Origin of the sequence: Draconibacterium sediminis, assembly GCF_000949475.1 — a bacterium.
GTDB lineage: Bacteria > Bacteroidota > Bacteroidia > Bacteroidales > Prolixibacteraceae > Draconibacterium > Draconibacterium sediminis.
This window is the reverse complement of sequence record NZ_JRHC01000001.1, coordinates 532,946-558,438: the sequence shown is the minus strand read 5'-3', so window position 1 is coordinate 558,438 and position 25,493 is coordinate 532,946. Positions and strand designations below refer to the sequence as shown.

15 protein-coding genes are annotated in these 25,493 nt (G+C 42.8%); 7 read left to right on the top strand and 8 right to left on the bottom strand.

The annotated features are described in order from the left end of the window. The first annotated feature begins 77 nt into the window (after positions 1-77). From LH29_RS02205 to LH29_RS02195, 3 genes are all read left to right on the top strand, one after another. Entirely contained in the window at positions 78-455 is a 378-nt protein-coding gene (locus LH29_RS02205; protein WP_045025909.1) for a BlaI/MecI/CopY family transcriptional regulator, read from the top strand. A gap of 2 nt (positions 456-457) precedes the next feature. After that, complete coding sequence (locus LH29_RS02200) at positions 458-2,074, top strand: M56 family metallopeptidase (protein WP_045025908.1); 1,617 nt, start codon at positions 458-460, stop codon at positions 2,072-2,074. A 94-nt stretch (positions 2,075-2,168) separates the two neighbouring features. Further along, positions 2,169-2,738: a YdeI/OmpD-associated family protein gene (locus LH29_RS02195; RefSeq protein WP_045025907.1), complete on the top strand. Its 570-nt coding sequence runs from the start codon at positions 2,169-2,171 to the stop codon at positions 2,736-2,738. 141 nt (positions 2,739-2,879) lie between these two features. On the opposite strand, the gene LH29_RS02190 is transcribed toward LH29_RS02195, so the two are convergent. From LH29_RS02190 to LH29_RS02155, 8 genes are all read right to left on the bottom strand, one after another. Continuing rightward, entirely contained in the window at positions 2,880-3,749 is an 870-nt protein-coding gene (locus LH29_RS02190) for a sugar phosphate isomerase/epimerase family protein (RefSeq protein ID WP_045025906.1), read from the bottom strand. A gap of 24 nt (positions 3,750-3,773) precedes the next feature. Next, positions 3,774-4,817, bottom strand: coding sequence for a DUF6807 domain-containing protein (locus LH29_RS02185; protein ID WP_082063384.1), 1,044 nt, complete (start codon positions 4,815-4,817; stop codon positions 3,774-3,776). Between the two features lie 103 nt (positions 4,818-4,920). After that, positions 4,921-6,258 carry a Gfo/Idh/MocA family protein gene (locus LH29_RS02180; protein ID WP_045025905.1) on the bottom strand — a complete coding sequence of 446 codons (1,338 nt, stop codon included), beginning with the start codon at positions 6,256-6,258 and terminating at the stop codon, positions 4,921-4,923. 535 nt (positions 6,259-6,793) lie between these two features. After that, positions 6,794-8,674 carry an alpha-amylase family protein gene (locus tag LH29_RS02175; protein WP_045025904.1) on the bottom strand — a complete coding sequence of 627 codons (1,881 nt, stop codon included), beginning with the start codon at positions 8,672-8,674 and terminating at the stop codon, positions 6,794-6,796. Positions 8,675-8,767: 93 nt separating this feature from the next. Beyond that, entirely contained in the window at positions 8,768-10,606 is a 1,839-nt protein-coding gene (locus tag LH29_RS02170; protein WP_045025903.1) for a glycoside hydrolase family 13 protein, read from the bottom strand. A 177-nt stretch (positions 10,607-10,783) separates the two neighbouring features. Then, positions 10,784-13,093: a family 65 glycosyl hydrolase domain-containing protein gene (locus tag LH29_RS02165; protein ID WP_045025902.1), complete on the bottom strand. Its 2,310-nt coding sequence runs from the start codon at positions 13,091-13,093 to the stop codon at positions 10,784-10,786. 18 nt (positions 13,094-13,111) lie between these two features. Further along, positions 13,112-14,623 carry an MFS transporter gene (locus LH29_RS02160; protein ID WP_045025901.1) on the bottom strand — a complete coding sequence of 504 codons (1,512 nt, stop codon included), beginning with the start codon at positions 14,621-14,623 and terminating at the stop codon, positions 13,112-13,114. 296 nt (positions 14,624-14,919) lie between these two features. Beyond that, positions 14,920-15,936: a LacI family DNA-binding transcriptional regulator gene (locus tag LH29_RS02155; RefSeq protein WP_045025900.1), complete on the bottom strand. Its 1,017-nt coding sequence runs from the start codon at positions 15,934-15,936 to the stop codon at positions 14,920-14,922. A 350-nt stretch (positions 15,937-16,286) separates the two neighbouring features. On the opposite strand from LH29_RS02155, the gene LH29_RS02150 reads away from it, so the two are divergent. From LH29_RS02150 to LH29_RS02130, 4 genes are read left to right on the top strand one after another with little or no spacing between them, the layout of a single operon-like run. Next, complete coding sequence (locus LH29_RS02150) at positions 16,287-19,256, top strand: SusC/RagA family TonB-linked outer membrane protein (RefSeq protein ID WP_045025899.1); 2,970 nt, start codon at positions 16,287-16,289, stop codon at positions 19,254-19,256. A 19-nt stretch (positions 19,257-19,275) separates the two neighbouring features. Then, a complete protein-coding gene (locus LH29_RS24505; RefSeq protein ID WP_052670550.1) occupies positions 19,276-21,492 on the top strand; it encodes a RagB/SusD family nutrient uptake outer membrane protein in 2,217 nt (738 codons plus the stop codon). 21 nt (positions 21,493-21,513) lie between these two features. Then, on the top strand, positions 21,514-22,635 hold the full coding sequence (locus tag LH29_RS02135; protein WP_045025898.1) for a SusE domain-containing protein: 1,122 nt from the start codon (positions 21,514-21,516) through the stop codon (positions 22,633-22,635). 9 nt (positions 22,636-22,644) lie between these two features. Next, a complete protein-coding gene (locus LH29_RS02130; protein WP_052670549.1) occupies positions 22,645-25,461 on the top strand; it encodes an alpha-amylase family glycosyl hydrolase in 2,817 nt (938 codons plus the stop codon). Positions 25,462-25,493 lie beyond the last annotated feature (32 nt).

Here is a 25,493-nt window from a genome sequence, read left to right as displayed (position 1 = left end):
TAGTTTTGTTTCTAAATTTTTAGTACTATGTTTGTAGTAGAAAATAATTTTGTACGAGTATATAATCAATTTAAAGGATGAAAACATTAACAAAAGCGGAAGAACAGGTAATGCATATTCTCTGGAATTTAAAAGAGGGAGTTGTTAAACAGGTAGTCGACGAATTTGGCGATGATAAACCGGCCTACACAACCGTGGCAACTGTTTTAAATGTTCTGGAAAAAAAGGGATTTGTTACCCATAAAAAGATTGGGAATACGAATCTTTTTTCGCCTGCAGTTAGTAAAACCGACTACACAAAAGTCCAGTTTTCATCTCTACTGAAAAACTACTTCAACGGCTCGTTCCCGAAAATGGCCACTTTTTTTGCCAAAGAGAACAACCTGGGAATTGAAGAGCTGGAAGAAATGCTAAAGATGACAGAAAACGAATTAAACAAAGAAAAGAACGACTAGCCATGGAAACTTCTCTGTTCTATTTATTAAACGCATCGGGAGGAATTATTCTTTTCTACCTGGTGTACTGGTTGTTTCTTCGCAACGAAACGTTTCATGCAGCCAACCGCTGGTTTCTGATAGGATCATTGCTTTTGGCCATTCTGCTTCCATTGATACCGGTTCGTTACGAGGTTCTTATCGAAGCAACTGAAGGTGCAAAAACCGGCGCACACACCATTGCCGATACCTTTAAAAATATTCCTGTTTTTAAAGCAACCGAAGAAAGTACTGCAACGTTTGGCTGGCAACAAGCAATTCTGTTGGTTTACCTCACCGGAGCAGCTATTTTCCTGCTACGTTTGCTTACCCAAACTTTTGTTCTTATTCATTTAATGATAAAATACCGCGTAACATCTTTAAACGGCATGCGCGTGGTGGAAAACGAAAAATACGGACTCCCCTTCTCATTTTTCAACGTTGTATTTATAAATCCGAAATTTCATACACAGGACGACCTGCCGGAAATTCTGGCTCACGAAAAAGTGCACATTCGTGAGAATCACTGGTTCGACCTGCTTTTTATAGAACTGTTAACAGTCATCTTTTGGTTCAACCCATTTATTTGGATGTTTGAACGAGCAATTAAACAAAACCATGAGTACCTGGCCGACAAAGGTGTTCTTGCGCAGGGACACACTGTGGGCCGCTACCAGGCTTTATTAGTAAACCAGCTGATGGGCATGCAAATTATTGGCATCACCAATAACCTGAATTTTGCCCTTAGCACAAATCGATTAAAAATGATGACGAAAAAGAAAACATCGGCCCGCCGGCTGATACGATTTACCTGGGCACTGCCCGCACTTGCGCTGTTGTTATTCGCTTTTGCCGAACCGGATTACCGGATGCAGGAGTTAAATGAACCGGAAATAGCCAATCAGCCAACTTCAGTTACTAAAACATTGAAGATTTCAGGTCTGGTAGTTGATGAAAACGACGAACCTTTACCCGGAACCTCCGTGGTTGTTAAAGGTGGAACAACAGGATGTGTTACCGACTTGCAAGGCCGGTTTACACTCGAAATACCGGAAAAAACAGCAATCGTGCTTTCCTTTATTGGTAAAAAAACCATTGTTGACGATTACGCAGGAATTCTGTCGGGAAAAGATGGGGAAGTGTATAAACGCAACTACAAAATGGAGGATGAGATTATTATTATCTCAACCAATGTTCCTCCGCCACCACCACCTGTTCCGGCAAAAGAAGAGAAGCTTGTTCAGCAAGGAGAAAAGAATGTTCCGCCACCACCGCCACCTGCGATTAACGGAGAAAAGGAAGTATTTTTCATTGTAGAAGATATGCCGGAATACCCTGGTGGTCAACCTGAATTGGCAATGTTAGTTCAGAAGATGCAGAAGAAACTCGCCAGGGAGAAAAACATTAAAGGCTCTGCCAAGGTGTTGTTTACAGTGAATGCCAAAGGCGAAGTGAGCAACATTAAAATTGTTGAGAAAGACAACGACGCTGCAGCAAAAGGAGCTTACGCCATTGCAAGCCAACTGGAAGACTGGAAACCGGGTAAACAACGCGGAAAAGCTGTTCCTGTAAAATTCATGCTTCCTGTAGAGTTTAAATAAAGAACAGAAAACAAGAATAACCATTTTGACACCCGTTGGCTTTTGGTCATCGGGTGTTTTTTTTAACTTGTGCCTATTCACCAAAAACCGAACCATGCAAAAAAAGTATTTCAGGAGCAATAGCGAATGGGAAAAGTGGCTGGAGCAGAACCACGATAAGGAAAAGGAATTATTTCTGCTTTACTACAAAAAGCACACTGGGAAACCGTGCATTTCATACGACGACTCGGTAAAAACTGCACTGTGCTACGGCTGGATCGACGGCTTGATAAACCGTATTGACGATGAGTGTTATACCCGGCGCTTTACGCCTCGAAATGCCAAAAGTATTTGGTCGGAATCAAACAAAAAACGTGTTGCCGAATTGTTGAAGGAGGGAAAAATGAAACCGCAGGGTTTAAAACTTGTAGAAGCTGCCAAACAAAACGGTATTTGGAAAAAGGGTTATTCTCATCTCAAAATTAGCCATGAAGTATCTGATCAGTTTAAAACAGCTTTAAACCAAAATACTGATGCCAAGACTTTTTTCGACTCACTGGCAACAAATCATAAAAACCAGTTTACCGCCTGGATTAACATGGCTAAACGTGACGAGACAAAAGAAAAGCGGATTTCGGAATCAATACAACTTTTAAAATCAGGGAAAAAACTTGGTTTAAAGTAAACTCACTGTGGTTTTGCGGTATAACTAGCAACAAAACATTAACATCATCCAAGAAAAAAAGAAAGGCGTACATATTGGCATGCACACCTTTCCTCTGGCTACAATATTCTTATAATAAATCGTTCCAATCGTTAAAAATAGCTATGAAATCATTTTATTAAAAATATCCAGTTGTTCTTTCATTGCAGAAATTCGATCAGCCGGAGAAGTGCGGGCTTCCAGCAATATCCATCCATCGTATTTCATGCCCACAAATAAATCCATGAGCTGCTGATAAGGATAGTCGCCTACATTGAGTTCACGAATGTGCACCGTATCGCCAAAGAATTTTTTCACCGAATTAAAGTTGGCTTCCAGTCCCGGTGGCAGCAAATCCTGTTCGTTACAATTCCAGCACATTTTTACGCTTTTTTCAGTCACCTGATCAAAAATGGCTTTCATGTTTGGTATTTCCTGCGAAACATTACCATGCACTTCAACGCGAATTACCTGCCCCAAATCTTTAGCAGCTTTACCACACTCGTTTAAAGCAGCTGCAATTTGCGAAATAGTTTTTTCTCGTGGTACTTCGGTTGGAATACCGTTTGGTTTCACTTTAACACCGGTGGCACCAATATCGGCACACAATTTCAGGTATTCAATGGTATCCTGAATATTTTTTTTTACAAGGCCCTGATCAACGTGGTGATAATCGAAGTTTGCACCGTAGCCAACACAAGTTACCGGACTGTCGGCAAACCGTTTTTTAACTTCTAGCCGCTCTTTCTGGCTCAACACTGTTTCTACTCCGTGGGCATGTTCCGTACGAAGTTCGACACCCATAAAACCTGTTTTTTCGCAATTCGCAATTAAGGTTGGTAAATCCCAGTCTTTTCCCCATTGGTAGGTTACCAAACCCAGTTTCATTTTCGATTTGCGTAACATGGCCTGAGCCGCCATTGGATCGACCAAACTCAGTCCGGCGCCGGCAATAAAACTATTCTGTATAAATTTTCTTCGCGATTGATTCATTACTTTAATTTTTTAGCATGCCCTTTATTTTCCGGCATACTCATCTGCCAGCTTATTAATTTCATCATCGCTTAAATCGGCAGCAGCAACCACCAGCCGGTATTTAAACGTAACCGAGTCGCCTTTTTTCAGGCTGAAGTTCAATTCGTTTTCGCCATTCGAGAATATTTTCTGACCCAGCGTATTGGCCGCAAACAAACCATAGTCGCGCGCATGCCAATAGGTAGGGTATCCCACATTTTTAGGATGATCGATAATAACCAATGATACAGGTTCGCCCTTAATTTCGCTCGACAATTTCATCCATCGGCAGCGGGTGCCCCATACTTCTCCGCCTTCAACACCTTCTGCACTTCGGTAATTCCCTTTTACATAGGTGTTGTCCATGTTTTTCACTTCGGTAATTACACCGTAAGAATCCATTAATTTGGTTGGTTTGTCGCTTGGTAACTCCAGTTCGCGAGCCACACGAATGGCAAACATACCTTCTTTATTGTCGGTAAATTTCACCTCATCGATAAGAGCTTTTAAAGTGGTTGTGCGGTCGATTATTCGAATGTTTTCTTTTACTGTAAATGTGAATTCTGTATCGTCGGAAAGCATGGCCGTATTATCAGGAGATTTCCAAACCGATTCAGTTTCAAGAACTGCTTTCCCTTTGCCACCTTTGGCTTTCTTTACCGATTGATGGTAAATCACACCATAATCCACCTTTTTATCAGCAGGAATGGCTTCTGAATTGTTCCAGAAATCGAGCCCGTTTACATCGCCGTAATTCAGCCATATTCCAACATGGTGCGGATGATCTGTCCGATCGCCTTCCTTGTTTATCAAGGGGAAACTGCGTGTAAGCATATTTCCGGCAGGCGACATTACAGGCCACAACACCGGTTTCATAATATTGTCAGGATAGATGTATGACGTGAACAACTTTCCATCAATGTTTACGTCGATCTTCTTTGCGGCCTCATCAACCTTAATATCAATGGTTTGTTGCGAATTACAATTACTAAACAGGAGTAAAGAGCCAGCTGTAATTGCCATTATCAGTAGCGTTTTAAATTTCATAGTTTTGGTATTTATATGGCTGGAAATGCGATGTAACCTCGGTTGGATTACATCGCATTTTGCTCAAGTTCAATTGATTAATTTAAATATAAAAAGGAGAGTGCTACACCATATTTGGAACAACATAACCTTCCCTATAATTTCGCGTAAGCATTTCATCTGCTTCCGGATCGTTTACAAACTGTTCGGCATGAGGATTAAATGTCAGCACTTTACCCAAACGATAAGCAATGTTACCCAAATGCGCCAACCCGGAAGATAGGTGTGCTGTTTCAACCGGTGCATTTAACAGGGTTTTGTCGTGTGCACGAACAGCGTCAATAAAATTAGTAAAGTGTCTGTCGGTACCACCTGCTCCCCTGTCCATTCCGGTTGCTGCGATACCACCATCGTCGCCTGATTTTCCGGGTTCTCGGTTCTGTCCCAAATACGATTTGTATTTATCGTAACCATCCACTACAATAATTCCTTTCTCGCCATAGAAAATGTTACCAACAGTTGCTCCTTCTTCAGTATTGGTGCACCAAGGGCGTACCTCAAACTGAATGATCTTTCCTTCATCAGGATAATGATAGATTGAAGTCAACACTTCAGGTACCTCTTTGCAATCGTCCCAAAGGAATTTTCCCCCCATCGATGTAATTTTTGTAGGCAAACCAACATCCAGTCCCCACATACATAAATCGGTTTCGTGAATTCCCTGGTTACCCACATCGCCGTTTCCATAATCCCAGTGCCAATGCCAGTTGTAGTGAACCAGGTTTTTGGTGAAGGGTCGTTTAGGTGCCGGCCCTGTCCACAGGTCGTAGTCTAAACCATCGGGAACAGCAGAAAATCCCTGGTCGCCAATGTCGCCTCTCCAACGGAAAACCAAACCACGCGCCATATAAACACGTCCGATATAACCATCGCGCATTAACTGAATAGCTTCGTTTACGGCCGGCGAACTGCGTAATTGTACGCCGTGCTGAACAATACGATCGTATTTTTCGGCAGCTTCAACCATTTTGCGACCTTCCCAAATATTATGCGAACCCGGTTTTTCAACATAACAGTCTTTTCCGGCCTGACAGGCCCAGATTACAGACAATGCATGCCAATGGTTTGGCGAGGCAATACTAATCACATCAATGTCTTTGTCGTCCATCACCCTGCGAAGGTCTTGTTCCAAAGCCACATCGTCGCCGTATTTCTCTTTAAACTCTTTCTGTCTATTTTTAAGAATATTCATATCAGGATCGCACAAAGTAGTAACCTGAACATTGTCTTGCGCCATAAATCCCTGAATATGACTTTTACCACGGCCGTTTAATCCGAGTACGGCTGCATTAATACGGTCGTTTGCCCCGAATACTTTTGCTGAAACAATTGTTGGTGCTACAATGGCTACCGAGCCTGCTGCAGCAGTTTTTTTAATAAATGATCTTCTTGATTCTTTCATTTTATTGGTTTATGTTGGTTTAACTTGAGAATGAACACCGTTAACGCTAACGGCACATAAATCTATTAACTTTATTCTAAAGAATTAACAACATTCGTATGCCTTTCAGCATATTATAAAAATTAGCCGGTTGCATAAACGCTGAAATTCTTTATTGCGTTAAGACTCCGGATCAGCTAAAACTCAATTTGACCTTATTGATATGATCTTTACCTTTTTATGAAGTTGAAGCCTTTAGAATATCGGCTATAAAGTAACTTTTAAATTGCTAATCGTGTGATTTTTAGAACGAATAGAAGATGCTAAAAAAAACGAAAGGCCGGTTCAATAACCAGCCCTTTCTCAATCAACCTAAACCTAAACTAAACCAAAAACCAAACCATCATTTATGGCGTGTAAATCTTCTTGATAAAGATTTGTAAGAGTAAAACACCAGTTTGCTAAAAAGGTTTATCGAATTGTAATTTTTTTTGTTTGAGTACCAAAAATATATCGTGGATTGCGCGGATAACCGCAGAAACTTGTCTAATCGACTTTATTCTGACATATCTGAAAGCACATCCATTTTTAAAATGTACGACTCAAGGCCTGACAATGCCAGCTCTAACTTACCCTTTCCATTTTTCACTTCCAGTACAAATTCATTTTCGTTGGCCAGTTGATCAGTTAGTTTGTAAAATCCGTCAGTTAAATGTAAAGCCTTTACGGTTGCTTCATTCAATTGAAGTTGAAATTTGTGTGGATTATCTTCGAAGTTAGTCACCACTATCAAACGATCGTCGCCTTGCCAACGCACAAACGAAAATGCTTTGTCGGTGTATCCTTCTGTATTTTGCCGATTGTACGAGTGAATTTCTTTGTATTTGCCCATCAATGCTGCAGATTGAACAGAGAAACTGAGGAGCGTTTTATAAAATTCGTTTAATTCTTTTTCTTCCAGCGTTGACTGCCCTCCATCAAATTTTCCGTCATTCATCCAACGTTGATGTGCCGGTACACCGCAGTAATCAAAAATCGATGTTCGTGTTTCATCGCCAAATCCCATGTCTCCATCGCCGGGTTCGCCAACATTCTGCCCAAAATAAATCATGGTTGGCGAGGTACTCAAGCAGGTAGAAACGACCATTGCCGGTTTTCCTTTTTCGGCACTTCCTGCAAATCCTGCACTGGCAATACGCTGCTCATCGTGGTTTTCCAAAAAATGTAACATGTGATGCTCGATATCAGCCAAACCATCGTAAATTGCCGGAAGATTATCAGTACTTCCATGCCCCTGCATAATGTGTTTTAAGGTATCGTACAACTCCACTTTATCGTACAAATAATCCATTTTCCCTTTGCGGATATAGTCGCGGTAAAGCGCAGGATTATACACTTCAGCTAGTAGAAAAGCGTCAGGATTTTTCATTTTTAATGCCGAGTTCATATAACTCCAGAATTCCACCGGAACCATTTCAGCCATATCGTAACGGAAACCATCCACGCCTTTATCTAACCAGTAGATGGCAATATCTTTGAATTTCTTCCACGAATCCGGCACATCTTTATCCTGCCAGAACTCGAAATGAGCTTTGTAATTTTCCCTGTCAAAATCTTCGGGAAGCAGATCAAAATCGTAGGTTCCATCGGGTTTTACACCGTAATTTACTTTTACCGTTTCGTACCAGTCATAAAATCCGGGCTGAGCTAAGCGAGCGCCGTTACCGGTCCACTTGGCCGGATTTTCATTAAACTTTCCATCCGAAAGCGGGTGATCATCGCCTCCCAAAGGTTGGTAACCGTTCAAAAATTCCGGCACCTGAAAAGCTTCGCCGGGGATGTAATAAAAGTTATTATCGCGTTTGTATTCCACCGAAGTATCGTCGTTTTCACCAAAATCGGAAACACCTTCGGGTTTCGAAATCGACTGGTAATTCCGGGCAACATGATTGGGAACAATATCGATAATCACTTTCATGCCGTGTTTGTGAGTTCGTTCGATCAGGGCCTCAAATTCTGCCAATCGGTTTGCCGGATCAATAGCCAGATCGGGATTTACGTTGTAATAATCCTTCACTGCATAAGGCGAGCCGGCTCGGCCCTTTACCACATCGGGATCGTCGTTTGAAATGCCGTAGTCGGTATAATCAGTTATTACATCATGGTGCGGAACACCCGTGTACCAAATATGTGTAACCCCCATTGACTTAATTTCTTCGAGTGCCCGGTCGGTAAAATCGTTGAACTTTCCCACACCATTTTCTTCAATGGTTCCCCACGGTTTATTGGTGGTGTTTGTATTCCCAAACAGACGGGTAAACACCTGGTAAACCACATATTTGCCTTTTGGCGAATCGGGTTGTGCTGGCTTATGCTTCTGTGTCGGTTGGCAAGCAAAAAGTGCCATAATAATAAAGATGGATGCTAGTTTTTTCATGATAGTAGTACGCAGATTACACGGATTTAATCGAGAAACGCAGATATGATCAGAGCTAATCTGTTCAATCTGCGTTCTCAGTGTTTAAATTTCCTATTTATTCAATTCAACTATTATAGCTGATTTTGCAGGAACTGTAACTTCCGAAATATCGGAAATTGTGTTCCCGTAAATAATTTCTTTACCCGACTTATAACCGTCGATCACTTCACTAAAACGATCGGTTTTGATGGTTTTTGCTTCGGCGTTTTTATTTAGAATTACCATCACAGCTTCGTCTTCAGTATAACGAAAATAGGTGTAAGTCCCATCTTCAGGAACAAAGTGCATCAATTTCCCATCGTGAACGACATCGGCATTTTTACGCCAGTTCTGGATTTTGGAAACATACTGCTGCATATCTTTTGCGGCATCGCTCATTCCTTCGCCGGTAAAAGCATTTATTTTGTCGCCTTCCCAACCCCCGGGATAATCAGCACGAATATCGCCATGTTCGCTTCCGTCGTGACGCATTAGAATTTCGGTACCGTAATAAATTTGCGGAATTCCACGGGTAGTTAAAAAGAACACCACACCCATTTTCAGCAAATCAGCATCTTCGCCAACCTGCACGTAAAAGCGAGACATATCGTGGTTGTCAGGGAAAATGGTCAGATCGTATGGATTTGGATATAAAAAATCGTTTGCCAAGGCATTATAAATCTGAATCAAGCCAAAGTCAAAACTTTCTTCGTTGCGTAATCCTTCAGCAGCTGCACTCTGCAACGGGAAATCCATCATACTCGGGGCATAATTCTTATAGCCATCCTGATTGTATTTTCCTTTTTGCCAGTACGAAACAATAGCCGGATTGGTGGTCCACTCTTCGCCAACCACATTAAAATTCGGATATTCTTCCAACAATTGTTTTGTCCAGTCGCTCATCATATTTTTGTCGGGATAAGGCCACGTGTCCTGGCGAATTCCTTCCAAGCCAACATATTCAACCCACCAAATACTGTTTTGAATGAGGTATTTTGCCAGGAACGGATTTTTCTGGTTCATGTCAGGCATAGCACTTACAAACCAACCGTCAACCATTGCTTTTTTATCTGCTTCCGAAGCGTGAGGATCTTCATTCACCGTGCGGCGGTGACTGGTAATCTTCATTTCGGGATAATTGTTGATCCAGTCGCTCATGGGCATATCGTGCATCCACCAGTGTTCCGATCCGCAGTGGTTAAAGATCAGATCCATTATCAGTTTCATGCCGCGTTTATCCAGTTCTTCGTTTAGTTCCTGATATTCTTCATTCGAACCATATCTTCTGTCGACCTGGTAAAAATCGGTACAGGCATAACCGTGATACGACGATTCGGGCATATCGTTTTCCAGCACAGGATTTAACCAAACGGCGGTAAATCCCATGTCTTGCAAATAGTCCAACGAATTGATGATTCCACGTATATCACCACCATGGCGACCATAGTTATAATCACGATCAAGACCTTCTTTCATTCCTTCCACCTCATCGTTGCTGGTATCGCCATTTACAAACCGGTCAGGGGTGATCAGGTAAATCACATCCGATGAATTAAAACCTTCACGTTTTGCGGATCCTTTTTCACGATCCCACAATTCGTAGTTATAGCTATCTACAACTTTATCGCCTTGTTTAAATTGAATTTCAAAGTCTCCGGGTTTTACATTCTTTGCCAGTTTCAGATCGACAAACAGGTAGTTTGGATTTTCAACTTTAGTGGTCGCTTCCAAAGTCACCCCCGGGTAATCGAGCACCACATCGGTTTTTGAAATATTCTCACCGTATATTAATAATTGTAAGTCGGGATTTTTCATTCCGGCCCACCAGTTTGGCGGTTCAACCCGAGCAACTTCCTGCCCAACAACATTCAGAGTAAGCAGGATGATAAACAAAGTGATTAGTTTCTTCATTTTATAGTGTTTTAGTCGTTTCAAATTTGCTTTACCCCTTACCCTGTCGGGAGTTCCCCTAAGAAAGGGAACAAGTATCAAACCAGCTTTTGACTCAATCAAAGCTCCGGCTTTTTTATAACTGTTTTCCCTCGCGAGGGAAAATGTCGACAGACAAAAGGGTAAATTATCTATTTTTTACTTTTTAATTTCAAGGGTCGAATTTCCGGCAATTACGTGTTCCGTTCCCCAAACCGTTGCTGCCACAACAACAGCGGAATGGTTAATTATAAAAAACTCCCCATGTTTCATTTTTACTTCGAGGTGTGCACCTCCAAAATCGATTCGGAATCCATATGATTTCCACGATTCGGGCAGGAAAGGATTAAATGTAAGTTTGTTGTTCACTACACGCATTCCGCCAAATGCCATTACAAACGACATCCATGTTCCGCCCATACTTGTGATGTGCAGGCCGTCTTCGGTGTCGTTATTATAATCATCCAAATCGAGGCGTGACGTACGCAAGTACATTTCGTAAGCTTTATCCTGATAGCCGATCTTCGCTGCCAAAATTGAGTGAACACATGGCGAGAGTGATGATTCATGTACCGTTAAAGGCTCGTAAAAATCAAAATGACGTTTTAGCTCTTCGGTGGTAAAATTCTCCTGAAACAGGTATAAACTCTGCAAAGTATCGGCCTGTTTGATGTATGGAGCACGCAAAATTCGGTCCCACGACCAGTTTTGGTTAATCGGCAGATCTTCTGCCGGAAGTTCAGCAACCGGAGTCAAATCCTTATCCAAAAATCCATCCTGTTGCAGGTAAATACCACGCTTCTCATCCCTGGCGAAATACATTTTATCAATAATATCCTTCCAGCGCGCAGTTTCGTTCAACTCGTTGAATTTCCATTTTTTTACCAGTTCCTCAAACAGGAAGGGGAATTCCTTTTTCAGGTAGTCAATGGCTTCAAGCGTATATTTTAAAGTCCACACGGCCAGATAGCTGGTGTGGAAGTTATTGTTTACGTTGTTCTCGTATTCGTTTGGCCCGGTAACGCCCAACATTACATACTTCTCTTTGTCGGCCGACCAGTTTACACGCTGGCTCCAAAAACGACTAATGCCCAGCAACACCTCAAAGCCCATCGGCGCAAGGTATTCTTTATCGCCGGTGTAGTTTATATAATCGTAAATGGCGTAGGCAATGGCTCCGTTTCGGTGAACTTCTTCAAAGGTAATTTCCCACTCGTTGTGGCATTCTTCGCCGTTAATGGTAACCATTGGGTATAAGGCAGCACCATTTTTGAAGCCGAGTTTTTCGGCATTCTCGATGGCTTTTTCCAGATGCTTGCGACGGTAAACCAACAAGTTCCGCGAAACTTTTTGAGGCGCTGTACTCAGGTAAAAAGGCAAACAATAAGCCTCCGTATCCCAATATGTCACACCGCCATATTTTTCGCCTGTAAATCCTTTTGGCCCAATATTCAGCCGCTCATCTTCGCCCGAATAGGTTTGATTGAGCTGAAAAATATTAAAGCGAATTCCTTGCTGGGCCGCAATATCGCCTTCAATTTTTATATCGCTGGTTGCCCATTTTTGCAGCCAGCGGTTTTTATGACTTTCGAACAGGGCATCGAAACCGGCTTCAACAGCCAAATCAACGGCTTCCTTTGCCTTTTCAGCAAGAGATTCCTTTTCATAATCAAGGGAAGAAACAGTAGAAGAGAATTTCTCAACTACTATTTCATCACCCTTCTCTACCGAGACACTTTGAGATGCCTCGACATATTTCTCCCTTTCCCCGTTCGTAATATCTGTTTCTACTTTATTTCCGTTTTTTAGTAGTTGAAACCACATCCCGGTACTAACATGAAAACCGGTTTTTAAGGTTTCAACTGTGAGATAGCCTTCCGGACCGCCAACAGCACGGGCAACTTCTACCCAGAATTTCTCATCGTAATTCGAGTCTTCGTTTACCACATCGCCATCGAGATAAGGCGTAACTTTTATCTCGCCATCAAAGTTCAGCGCTTTTACCGTGTATCGGATAGCGCCAATCTCGGTGGCTGCAATACTGACAAAACGGTGCGAACAAACCTCCACCTGGTTGCCATTTTGCAACTCGGCAACAAAACAACGCGTTAACAAACCGTGTTGCATGTCGAGCTCGCGTTTAAACGAAAGTACTTTTGCCTTTGCCAGATCGAGTTCCTCACCATTTACGGTAACTCCTATTCCAATCCAGTTGGTTGAATTGATAATTTTGGCAAAATACTCCGGATAGCCGTTTTTCCACCATCCCACGCGGGTTTTGTCGGGGTAATAAATACCGGCAACATATGTTCCGTTCAGCGTGTCGCCTGAATATTTCTCCTCGAAATTGGCGCGCTGGCCCATTTTTCCGTTTCCTATACTAAAGATACTTTCGGAAATCCGGTTATGTTCGGGAACAAACCCCTCTTCAACTATTTTCCAGTCGTGATGAATGATATAATTCTTCATCTCAGTGTTTTTAATTTTTTAATTTTCTGTTGCAACGTCTTTTACAAAAAGTACCAGAACGGCAGCTACCACCATGGATACTCCTCCAAAAACAAGTGCAAAAATCGACTCTCCTCCAAACAGATCTTTTACCATGAAACCCAAAATGGTTGCCGCCAGAATTTGCGGTATTACAATAAAGAAGTTGAAAATTCCCATGTAAATTCCCATTTTATTCGATGGCAGCGATCCGGTAAGTATGGCATAGGGCATAGAAAGAATACTTGCCCAGGCAATACCTACTCCAACCATTGGCACGATCAGCCAGTTCGGATCGTTAAAAAGGTAGATAGAGGCCAGGCTCACACCACCAATTATTAAACTAATGAAGTGCGTAAATTTTCGGTTGGTGTACTTTGCAATAACGGGCAAGGTAAATGCCATTAGTGCTGCAACTCCGTTATAAACGCCAAAAAGAATGGTTACCCAGTCGGCACCATCGTTGTACAACTTTGTGGTTGTATCAGAAGTTCCGTACACATGGCTGGTAATTCCTGCGGTGGCATAAATCCACAAAGCAAACAATCCAACCCAGGTAAAAAACTGCACCAGCGCCAGTTGTTTCATGGTAAGCGGCATGCGTAATAAATCACTGAAAATCTCCACCAACGCATTCTCGTCTTTTTTTTGCGATTTTAGCAAAGCAGCCGTCATCATCAATAAGAAGAAAAGGAAAAGAATACCTCCAAGAATGTACAGCTCTTTTTCAAGGTCCATTAGTTGTGTAACTACTACAGTCAGCAAACCCAACAACCCCATAATTCCTCCAACTTTGGCAAACTGGCTGCTCGCCACTTCCGCTTCATTCAGTACCTCATCTTTATTGGTTGTTCGTCGTTCGCTTTCTTCAAAGGCTTCCAGCTCTTCGGGTGGGTATTCTTTGGTTGAAAAAATAGTCCACAGAATGGCCAGAAAGAAAACGACACCCCCAATGTAGAACGACCAGCGCACCGACGGAGGAATAACTCCTTCAGGAGCGGTATTCGGAATATTCAGCCAATTGGTCATTGCGTAAGGAAGCACCGATCCCACAACGGCACCTGTACCAATAAAAAAGCTTTGCATAGCAAAACCCTGAGTACGTTGCTCGTTGGGCAGCATATCGCCAACAAAAGCACGAAACGGCTCCATTGAAACATTAATGGAAGCATCCATTATCCAGAGTGTTCCGGCAGCTACCCACAAGGCGGGCGAGTTGGGCATTAATAAAAGGGCCAGCGATGCGAAAATAGCTCCGAACAAAAAGTAAGGCCGTCTTCGTCCAAGTCGGTTCCAGGTTTTATCGCTCATGTGCCCGATTATCGGCTGAACAATTAACCCGGTAACCGGTGCGGCAATCCACAAAATCGGGATGTCCTCAACGTTGGCCCCAAGTGTTTCGAAAATACGGCTTACATTGGCATTCTGCAGGGCAAACCCAAACTGGATACCCAGAAAACCAAAACTCATATTCCAAATCTGCCAAAAACTTAACGTAGGTTTTTTGCGCATAATAGTAGTTTTAATTTGTAGCAAAGCTGTATGTATAAACAAGATAATACAGCAAAAGAACTTTTGCTGCTAAACACGAAGTGTGTGAATTGAAAAATTGCCTGCACAAATATAAGTCAGAATCGAAGTAATTTCCAAACCGTGCACCATGCTAACCCCTGAAAAACAAGGTATTTTAGCCAAAAATGATCATTTCAAACGTTTGCGGAAAGTGAAAATATATTCTACAACATGTTTTTGTGTAATTGCAGGAATCTGCCATTAACTGCAAAAATCAATGAAATTTGAATGGTATATTATATAATAGAGGATCCCCGAACTATCAAGTCCGCATTCAAGACTTTTGTTTCAGCCGGATATTCATCGTCTTCCGAGATGATGCGTTTTAACAGCATTTGTGTTGCCAGTGTTCCCATTTCGTAACCGTGCTGATCGACTGAAGTAAGCGTAGGGTCGGTAATTCCTGAAAAGCGACCATCGGAAAAGCCAACAATTGCAATCTCATCGGGTATTTTGTAGCCTTTTTTCTGAATGGTTTGCATGGCACCAATGGCGGTAAGATCGTTGGTGGCAAACACGCCGTCAAACTTAATCTTTTGGTTAATGAGCTTCATAATGGCCATTCGGGCTTTTTCAAACGAATCGGCTTCCACAATCAGGTTTTCGTCGGCCGGAATACCGGCTTCTTTCAACGCTTTTAAGTAACCATCTTTTCGGTTTTGCCCAATCAGCAAAGCCATTGGCCCGCCCAAATGCGCAATGCGCGTTCTTCCGCTATCTATTAAATGACGGGTTGCCCGGTATGCGGCATCAAAATCGTCGATAATTACCTGGTCGGCAACTATATTCGGCACAACGCGATCATAAAATACAATGGGTACTTCGTTATTCTGGAAATTTTCTAAATGTTTATAGTCGGTGGTATGTTTTGAAATAGATACCAAAACACCATCAACACGACTCGCCAGCAATGTTTTAGCGTTTGCCACTTCGCGCTCGTAACGCTCGTTGCTCTGGCAAATAATTACGTTAAAACCGGCATCGTAAGCCACATCTTCAATTCCGCTAATTACTGATGAGAAAAAATAGTGGACAATTTCGGGAATGATAACCCCAATGGTATTACTGCGCCGTTGTTTCAAACTAAGTGCAACAGCATTGGGCTGGTAATTTAACCTTTCGGCCAGTTCCTGAACCGCCCGTTTTGTTTCTTTACTGATATCGGGGTGGTCTTTCAACGCACGCGATACCGTAGATGCTGAAATATTTAATTCACGAGCCAAGTCTTTTATTGTTACCAGTCCGCTTTTCATATTCCACTTATTCCCCTATCGTTGATTAATGATTTTTCCAATTACCTGAGTTAAGGCTATACACAAATGTAACAATTTAGCCCAAATCTTCATACAAATTTGCCCCGATAAATAGACCTACCAGTAACTACCTGTTTTATAACATGTTGGGCGCAAACGACACCGCAAACGTTTGCATAAACCGGTGTGTTAAAAAACGTAATTATTTCTTAACAATTATTATACATTCGCCTTTGAATTTTAGTTTTTGTTGAACACAAAGTCTCTGTAACGAATTGATTTATTGCCTATTTAAATGAGTTAAAGAGAATTTAACAAACAGGAAGATTCATAAACTAATAACATGTAAAATGAGGATTATTCGTAAAAACCTTAAAGTAGTCTTGTTTTTGTTTGCCATGCTGAGCTTTAGTCTTGGATATGCGCAGGTTAAAACAGTTACAGGTACTGTTAGCGATGCCGGTAACGGCGAGCCTTTACCTGGTGTTACCATTGTAGTTAAAGGAACTACACAAGGAACAATTACCGATTTTGACGGAAATTTCAGCATCGATGTTGAACAGGGACAAACCATTGTTCTCTCATACATTGGTTATACGTCACAGGAAGTAGTTATTACTGCTTCAAATCTGGTAAATGTTAAGTTGGAACAATCAATGGAAAACCTCGATGAGGTTGTAGTAATTGGTTACGGACAAGTTAAAAAAGAAGACGCTACCGGTTCGGTAGCTGCAGTAAGTTCGGATGATTTTAACCAGGGAGCGATTACTTCTCCGCAAGAATTGGTAACCGGTAAAATTGCCGGTGTACAAATTACCAATAGCGGTGGTGCTCCCGGAGAAGGATCAACAATCCGTATCCGTGGAGGTTCTTCGCTTTCAGCAAGTAACGATCCGCTTATTGTAATTGATGGAGTACCAATTTCGAGCGATGGTGTTAACGGAATGAGAAACCCGCTGAACATGATCCATCCAAGCGATATTGAAACCATGACCGTACTTAAAGACGCATCGGCAACTGCTATTTATGGTTCGCGTGCGTCAAACGGTGTTATTCTTATTACCACTAAAAAAGGCCGCAAAGGTGCCGGTTTAAAACTGAGCTACAACGGCTTTAGTTCGTACAGCACACCATCGGGAAAAGTTGATGTTCTGTCGACCGACGATTTCAGACAAACTATTATTGACCAAAACGGAGCCGGTTCAAACGCCGCCAGCCTTTTGGGCAATGCTGATACCGATTGGCAGGATGTTGTTTTAAGCCCGTCGGTAAGTCACGACCACAACTTTAGCGTTACCGGAAACATTAAAGATATTCCTTTCCGTGCATCAGTCGGTTACTCCGACCAAAACGGTATTTTAAAGAAATCGAGCATGGAGCGCTGGACCGGAACTGTTGGTTTTAACCCCAGCTTTTTCGATGATCATTTAAAAATGAACCTGAACTTTAAAGGAATGTTGATTGACAACGACTTTTCTAATCAGGGCGCTATCGGAACTGCGGTAAGCTTCGATCCAACCCAGCCGATTTATGTCGACAGCGATCGTTACGGAGGTTACTTTACCTGGTTGCAGGGCAACGGAAATCCAAATACGCTGGCACCAACCAACCCAATGGCATTGATTATGATGCATGATGATACATCAACTGCAAAACGAGCCGTAACAAATGCACAGTTCGATTATAATTTCCATTTCCTTCCTGATTTGAAAGCCACGCTTAACCTCGGATACGAATACACCGATTCTGAAGGTACAACCATCGACGATGACGATGCACCGTGGACAATTGGTAACGGAGGTGGTTATTACAGCGAATACACACAGGAAAAGAAAAACAAATTGCTGGACTTTTACCTGACTTACGATAAAGAACTGGAATCGATTGAAAGTAATATTAGCGTAATGGGTGGTTACTCGTGGCAACATTTCTGGAGCGAAAGCTACAACTTTGCAAGAAGTGGTATAACCAACGAGATTATCAACCCTGAAAACTGGGATCCTACGGAATATTACCTGGTTTCGTTCTTCGGACGTTTAAATTACTCGTTAAAAAACAAATACCTGCTTACGTTTACCGTTCGTCAGGACGGAACTTCACGTTTCTCGCCTGATACCCGTTGGGGACTTTTCCCATCGGCAGCTTTTGCATGGCGGATTTCAGAAGAAGAATTCCTGAAAAACAGCGCTGTTGTTTCCGATCTGAAATTGCGTTTAGGTTACGGTATTACCGGTCAGCAAAACATAGGCAGCGGCGATTACCCTTATTTGCCTCGCTACACGTACAGCCAGGAAAATGCGCAGTACCAGTTTGGAAACCAGTATTACACAACTATTCGTCCTGAAGGTTACGACTCGGAAATTAAGTGGGAAGAAACCACAACCTACAACATCGGTTTAGACTATGGTTTTATGGACAACCGCATTTCAGGTACCATCGATGTTTACAAACGTGTTACCGACGACTTGCTGAACTTTATTCCGGTTCCGGCAGGTACCAACCTTACCAACATGTTGTTAACCAACGTGGGCGATTTGGAAAACCGCGGTTTTGAGTTCTCTGTTTTGGGACGTATCATCTCGAAACAAGACCTTTCATGGGAAGTTGGTTTTAACGCCACTTACAACGAAAACGAAATTACCAAACTTACTGCAACCCAAATGTCGCTCGAAGAATATCCGGGTGTAGAAACAGGAGGAATTTCGGGTGCTGTTGGTAACAACATTCAAATTCACTCGGTAGGTTATCCGGCCAACTCGTTCTTTGTGTACGAGCAAGTATACGACGACGCAGGAAAACCAATACAGGGACTTTATGTTGACCGTAACGGAGACGGACAAATTAACAGCGAAGATAAATACCGCCTCGAAAAATCGGCTCCCGACTGGTTTATGGGTTTCAACTCAAAACTATACTACAAAAACTGGGACTTTGGTTTTGCCGGAAGAGTTAGCCTGGGTAACTACGTTTACAACAACGTTTGGTCGTCGAGCGGTTCGTTAAACAACCTGTACTGGTCGTCGAACTACCTGTTAAACGTAAACCAGAATGCACTTACAACAGGTTTCGAAAATCCTGAATATTTCTCTGATTACTATGTAAAAAATGCGTCGTTCCTGCGTTTGGACAACATTTCGCTGGGGCACACATTTAAAAATCTGAATGCAGACAAAATGAGTCTTCGCCTGTACGGTACGGTTCAAAACGTGTTTGTAGTTTCAGATTACGAAGGTCTTGACCCGGAGGTTAGTAATGGAATCGACAACAACATTTATCCACGTCCGCGCGTGTTTATGATGGGCTTAAGCATTGATTATTAATCTCTAAAAACTGATAACCATGATAATAAAGAAATTTAAATATTTAAGCATAATAGTACTTGCAGCACTGCTTGCAATTACATCATGTACCAACGATTTGGACACCGTGCCAATCGATGAAGATGTGGTTACCTCGGAAAGTGTTTACGAAAATCCGAACAACTACATTCAAGTTCTGGCAAAACTATATGCAGGTTTAGCAGTTAGTGGCCAGCAAGGACCAAGCGGAAACAACGACCTTAGTGGTTTGGACGAAGGTTTCGGTCAGTACCTGCGTGCTTACTGGTATGCACAGGAGCTTCCAACCGATGAAGCAGTTATTGGATGGAACGATGCTACCTTGCGCGATTTCCACGATATAGACTGGTCGGCCGACGATGGTTTTATTACCAACCTGTATTACCGTATTTTTTACCAGGTGTCGTTGTGTAACGAGTTTATTCGCGAAACAACTGCCGATAAATTAGACGGACGCGGAATCGACGGCGCTATCCGTACCGACATTGAAATGTACCGTGCAGAAGCCCGTTTCCTGCGTGCACTGAGCTACTACCATGCTGTTGACTTATTTGGTAGCGTACCATTTGTTACCGAAGAAGACAACGTTGGAGCATTCTTCCCGGAGCAGATTTCAAGAACCGACCTGTTTAACTATGTTGAATCGGAATTACTGGCTGTTGAAAACGAACTTGCAGCACCCGGAAGTGCCGAATATGGAAGAGCCGACCAGGCAACTGTTTGGATGGTTTTGGCAAAAATGTATTTAAATGCCGAAGTTTACACCGGAACAGCACGATTTAACGATGCGCTTAGCTACTCGGAAAAAGTAATTAACGCAGGCTATTCGCTCAATCCGGAATATTCGCACATGTTCCTTGCTGATAACCATACATCAAGCGAAACCATTTTCCCAATTATTCAGGATGGAACCAACATTCGTACCTGGGGTGGAACAACTTTCCTTGTTCACGCACCTGTTGGAGGAACAATGGACCCTGCTGAATTTGGTATCGACGGCGGATGGAGTGGTTTAAGAACAACCAAAGAGTTTGTTGGCAAATTCCTTGATTTGGAAACCATGGCTCCAAAATTAAAAAGTGTTAATGCAACTGCTGACTATCCGGTAATTTATGTACCTGGTGGCTACCAGGTTGCAGCGGGTTACAGCGAAAGCGACTGGTCGCCGGATGTAGCACCAACACTGGCTTCGGTTAATTCTGATGATAACTACGAAGGTTATGTATATTTTGCCGATGCAGGTGAATTTAAATTTACCGCCGGGCCAAACTGGGATGTGAACTGGGGAGACGACGGTGGCGACGGCTCACTGGAACCAAACGGACAAAACCTTTCAGTTGACGAGGCTGGCTACTACAAGATAAATGTAAATACAGTTGATGGTACATATTCAGTAATGAAAACCGATTGGGGAATTATCGGATCAGCTACAGCAGGTGGCTGGGATTCGGACCAAAACATGGAGTTTGATGCTGCCAGCAAAACATGGGTTGCCGAAATCGATCTGGCTGCGGGCGAAATTAAATTCCGCGCTAACGACGGTTGGGACCTGAACTATGGCGATGACGGTGCCGATGGTGTTTTGGATGCAGGTGGTTTAAACATTGCCATTGCTGAGGGCGGTAGCTACAAAATTACCATGAAACTGGAATCGCCGGATTATACTTACACAGTTGAGAAATTCAGTTCTGATGGCCGCGCCTTGTTCTTCACCGACGGGCAAACACTTGAAATTGATGACCTGTTTGAGTTCACAAACGGTTATGCCATTACCAAGTGGAAAAACGTAACTTCTACCGGCGAAACCGGATCGGATTTAACACATCCCGACACTGATTTCCCGATGTTCCGTTTGGCCGATGCTTACCTGATGTATGCCGAGGCAGTACTGCGCGGTGGTGGCGGAAGCATGAGCACTGCACTGTCGTACGTTAACGAATTGCGCGAAAGAGCATATGGCGACGACTTTGGTAACATGACCGAAGCCGACCTTACACTCGACTTTATTTTGGATGAACGTGCGCGTGAATTGTACTGGGAAGGACACCGCAGAACCGACCTGATTCGTTTTGGCAAATTCACCGGCTCCGACTACGTTTGGGCTTGGAAAGGAGCTGTTAAAGAAGGTATTGGTGTTGATGCCAAATACAACATTTACCCACTTCCTTCTTCAGATGTAAGTGCCAATCCAAATCTATCTCAAAACTCAGGATATTAATCACTTGCAAAATTATAGATCATGAAAAAGATAAATTATATATTAAGTATTCTGGCTGCTTTGCTGGTGTTTGTTTCTTGCGAGAACGAGACATTCGATCCGGTGATTAATTACGGAAACAGCCCGGTTCTTACCGCTTCAGAAACTTCCGGTGGCACTTATTTGCTTACCGAAGAAGAAGCAGATGATGTACTGTTCTCTTTTGACTGGACTGAAGCAGATTTTGGTTTCCAGGCAGCAATTTCTTACTTGCTAAAAATTGACGATGCCGGTAACGACTTTGCTAATTCTACCATAATTGTTTCGTCAGCTGAATTGGGATACGATATTACAGTTGGAGAATTAAACTCGCTGTTAACATCGATGGAATACCCAACTGGAGTGGAAACTCCTCTTGAAATAAGAGTTGAAGCTTCAGTTAGTGATTACGCAAATGCCTTACCATCAGAAACGTTCAGCTTCAACGTAATTACTTATTCCATCAAATTGCCTCCTCTTTATTTGTTAGGAGATGCAACCGATGCAGGATGGGATAACAATACTACACTGGAAGCACCGTACATGTCGAGTGGTAAATACGGAATTGCTGCACACCTGCAAGCCGATAAATACTACAAGTTTATTCAAACTCAGGGACAATGGGCTCCAATGTGGGGAACTGATGACGCTGCAACAACTACCAGTGGTAATTTGGTTTATCGTCCAACTGAAGATGATACTGACCCACCATCAATTCCATCTCCTTCGGTTGAAGGCGACTACCGCATTGATGTTGACATTACCAACCTTACCTATTCGGTTTATCCAATTCCGGATGTAATTTACCTGGTAGGTGGTGCAACTACTGTTGGCTGGGATCCGGCAAACGGAATTGCATTCACAAAAGACGGTGTTGGTAAATACTCACTGGTAACCGATCTTTCGGTTGGCAACGGCGGAATGAAAATTATGGCTACCAACAGCGGTGCATGGGCTCCTCAGTGGGGTTCTGACGGCAACGGAAACAGCTTGTTGGGTAAACTTGCTTACCGTTCGGGCGATGCTGATCCTGATCCGGCAGAAATTCCGGAACCGGCTTCAGCAGGTACTTATAAAATTGAGATTGACTTCTCAGAATATACCTATAAAATTACAGCACAATAACTGTAAGTTATGATACAACAGGTAGTGCTTTTTATTTGGCACTACCTGTTTTTTTATCCTAAAACAATTACAATGTACAAGTCTTTTATATTCCTGATAAGCCTGTTTGTTTTTGCTATAAATGCAAGGGCACAAATTACCACCAATCCCGAATTTCCGGTGGCCACACAGCCTGTTACCATTACGTTTAACTCGGCCCAAGACAGCCGGCTTAATTATTTTACAGGAGATTTGTACGCCCATACAGGAGTTACAATTGGTGAAGACCGATGGCAATATGTAATTGAATCGTGGGGAAACAACGACACACAACCTCAGCTAACGTATATTGGTGAAGGCATTTACGAGCTTGTTATCACTCCCGATATCAACAGCTTTTATAGTATTGCAGCCGGAGATGTGGTAACTGAACTTTGCCTGGTTTTTCGTTCGGCAGATGGAAGCCAGCAAACTTCCGACCTTTTTGTAACTGTTTTCGAAGAAGGACTGGTTGTGAATATTACCCAACCCTCGGGCTCTTCTATACTTAAGATAAACGAGGCAATAACTTTTTCAGCTCAATCATCGGCAGAGGCCGATTTAAAACTTAGTCTCGATGAAACGGTATTAACCCAAAATACAGGCACCGAAATTACCACCACACATACTTTTACCGAAAGCGGAAACTACTGGCTGATTGCCGAAGCCACCGCCAACGGCGAAACCGTTTTCGATTCGCTGAATATTTTTGTAGGCAGCAATGTGGTTAACGAACCACTACCCGCAGGATATAAAAAAGGAATCAACTACATCGACGATAACACCGCGGCACTGGTGCTGTGGGCGCCACTAAAAGAATTTGTTTACGTACAGGGCGATTTTAACGACTGGCAACTTTCCGACAATTACCTGATGAAAAAAGACGGCGACTATTTCTGGCTGGAACTTAACGGCTTGGAAGCCGGAACAGAGTATGCCTACCAGTACCTTATTGATGGAAACATTCGTATTGCCGACCCCTACACCGAAAAAATATTAGACCCCTGGAACGACAGCTACATCGATGAAGCAACATACCCCAATCTAAAAGCATATCCTGAAGGTTTAACTGAAGGAATTGTGTCGGTGCTGCAAACTGCACAAACACCTTACAACTGGCAGGTTACCGACTTTGAAACGCCCGATAAAAACAAACTGGTGATTTACGAATTGCTGGTACGCGATTTTATGACAGAACACACCTACCAGGCCGTTATCGACCAGTTGGATTACCTGGAAGATTTGCGTATAAATGTGCTGGAACTGATGCCGGTGAACGAGTTTGAAGGTAACAGCAGCTGGGGATACAACCCGTCGTTTTATTTTGCACCCGACAAATATTACGGCCCAAAAGACAAATTAAAAGAACTGATTGACGAATGCCACCAACGTGGAATTGCAGTGGTAATTGATATGGTGTTAAACCACAGTTACGGGCAAAGTCCGTTTGTTCAAATGTACATGGACAACTGGGTGGTTACAGCCGATAATCCATGGTACAACCAGGAAAGCAATTTCCAGAATTCAAGCCTGCGATGGGGTTACGATTTTAACCACGAAACCGCCGCAACCAAAGAGTTGGTCGACAGTGTATCATCGTTTTGGATGAGCGAATATAAAGTTGATGGTTTCCGTTTCGATTTTACAAAGGGCTTTTCAAACACACCATACGGACCATCGAGCTGGGGCAGCGAATACGATGCCGCCCGGATTGCCAATCTGAAACGAATGAGCGACGAAATTTGGAAACGCAACGCTGATGCACTGGTAATTTTCGAGCACCTGGCAGATAACTCGGAAGAAACTGAGCTGGCCAACCACGGTATACTCCTTTGGGGAAACATGCACGGAAGCTACCAAAACGCAGCAGCCGGGCAAACCGGAAATTCAGACCTGAGCTGGGCAGTGTACTCACAAAGAAACTGGAATGAACCCAACCTGGTTTCGTACCCTGAAAGCCACGACGAAGAGCGCATTATGTACACCATTAAAAACACGGGGCTTAGTACCGACGATTACAACATTAAAAACCAGACCACCGCCTTGCAACGAATTGAGTTGAACTCACTGTTTCATTTGTTGCTGCCCGGGCCAAAAATGATCTGGCAATTTGGCGAGCGCGGTTACGACCTGTCGATAAACCGTTGTGTTGATGGTTCGATAAGCAACGACTGCCGCCTCTCGGAAAAACCTCCGTACTGGCAATACCTGAACAATACCGATCGTACCGATCTGTTCCAGGTAATGGCAAAATTGAACGAACTAAAACAAACCTACGATGAGTTCTCGCCCGAAACATTTACCCATAGTCTTTCGGGTGCCACAAAATGGTTTATTTCAAGTAACGCGGGTAATCATGCAATTGCCCTGGGCAACTTTGGCATCACTGAAACCGATGTATCTATCGATTTCCCGGAAACAGGGAAATACTACGAGTTTTTCAGTGGTGACTCGATTGAAATAGCAACAACAAATCAATCCTTTACGTTTGCTCCGGGCGAATACCGCCTGTATTCAACACAACAGTTTGAAGAGCCAAGTATTATAACTGATATTGATGAACCGAAAATGATGAGTAGCGATTTGCAGGTTTATCCCAATCCTGCGTCGAATAAACTGACGGTAGCTTCGGATAAAACCATTTCTACAGTTCAGGTGTATTCAATTGCCGGAACTTTACAATATCAGGCAAACGACTTACGCAAAAACAATGTTGAAATTAATGTGCAGAATTTTACACCGGGTGTTTATTTAATCCGCGTTGTACAAAACGGAAACAGCACCACACAAAAGGTTTTGGTAAAATAGTTTTAGAAAAAATACGATTTAGAGGCCGGGGT

Coding starts and splice junctions, on each gene's coding strand:
- LH29_RS02205 (WP_045025909.1), top strand. CDS start 78: ATGAAAACATTAACAAAAGCGGAAGAACAGGTAATGCATATTCTCTGG.
- LH29_RS02200 (WP_045025908.1), top strand. CDS start 458: ATGGAAACTTCTCTGTTCTATTTATTAAACGCATCGGGAGGAATTATT.
- LH29_RS02195 (WP_045025907.1), top strand. CDS start 2,169: ATGCAAAAAAAGTATTTCAGGAGCAATAGCGAATGGGAAAAGTGGCTG.
- LH29_RS02190 (WP_045025906.1), bottom strand. CDS start 3,749: ATGAATCAATCGCGAAGAAAATTTATACAGAATAGTTTTATTGCCGGC.
- LH29_RS02185 (WP_082063384.1), bottom strand. CDS start 4,817: ATGAAATTTAAAACGCTACTGATAATGGCAATTACAGCTGGCTCTTTA.
- LH29_RS02180 (WP_045025905.1), bottom strand. CDS start 6,258: ATGAAAGAATCAAGAAGATCATTTATTAAAAAAACTGCTGCAGCAGGC.
- LH29_RS02175 (WP_045025904.1), bottom strand. CDS start 8,674: ATGAAAAAACTAGCATCCATCTTTATTATTATGGCACTTTTTGCTTGC.
- LH29_RS02170 (WP_045025903.1), bottom strand. CDS start 10,606: ATGAAGAAACTAATCACTTTGTTTATCATCCTGCTTACTCTGAATGTT.
- LH29_RS02165 (WP_045025902.1), bottom strand. CDS start 13,093: ATGAAGAATTATATCATTCATCACGACTGGAAAATAGTTGAAGAGGGG.
- LH29_RS02160 (WP_045025901.1), bottom strand. CDS start 14,623: ATGCGCAAAAAACCTACGTTAAGTTTTTGGCAGATTTGGAATATGAGT.
- LH29_RS02155 (WP_045025900.1), bottom strand. CDS start 15,936: ATGAAAAGCGGACTGGTAACAATAAAAGACTTGGCTCGTGAATTAAAT.
- LH29_RS02150 (WP_045025899.1), top strand. CDS start 16,287: ATGAGGATTATTCGTAAAAACCTTAAAGTAGTCTTGTTTTTGTTTGCC.
- LH29_RS24505 (WP_052670550.1), top strand. CDS start 19,276: ATGATAATAAAGAAATTTAAATATTTAAGCATAATAGTACTTGCAGCA.
- LH29_RS02135 (WP_045025898.1), top strand. CDS start 21,514: ATGAAAAAGATAAATTATATATTAAGTATTCTGGCTGCTTTGCTGGTG.
- LH29_RS02130 (WP_052670549.1), top strand. CDS start 22,645: ATGATACAACAGGTAGTGCTTTTTATTTGGCACTACCTGTTTTTTTAT.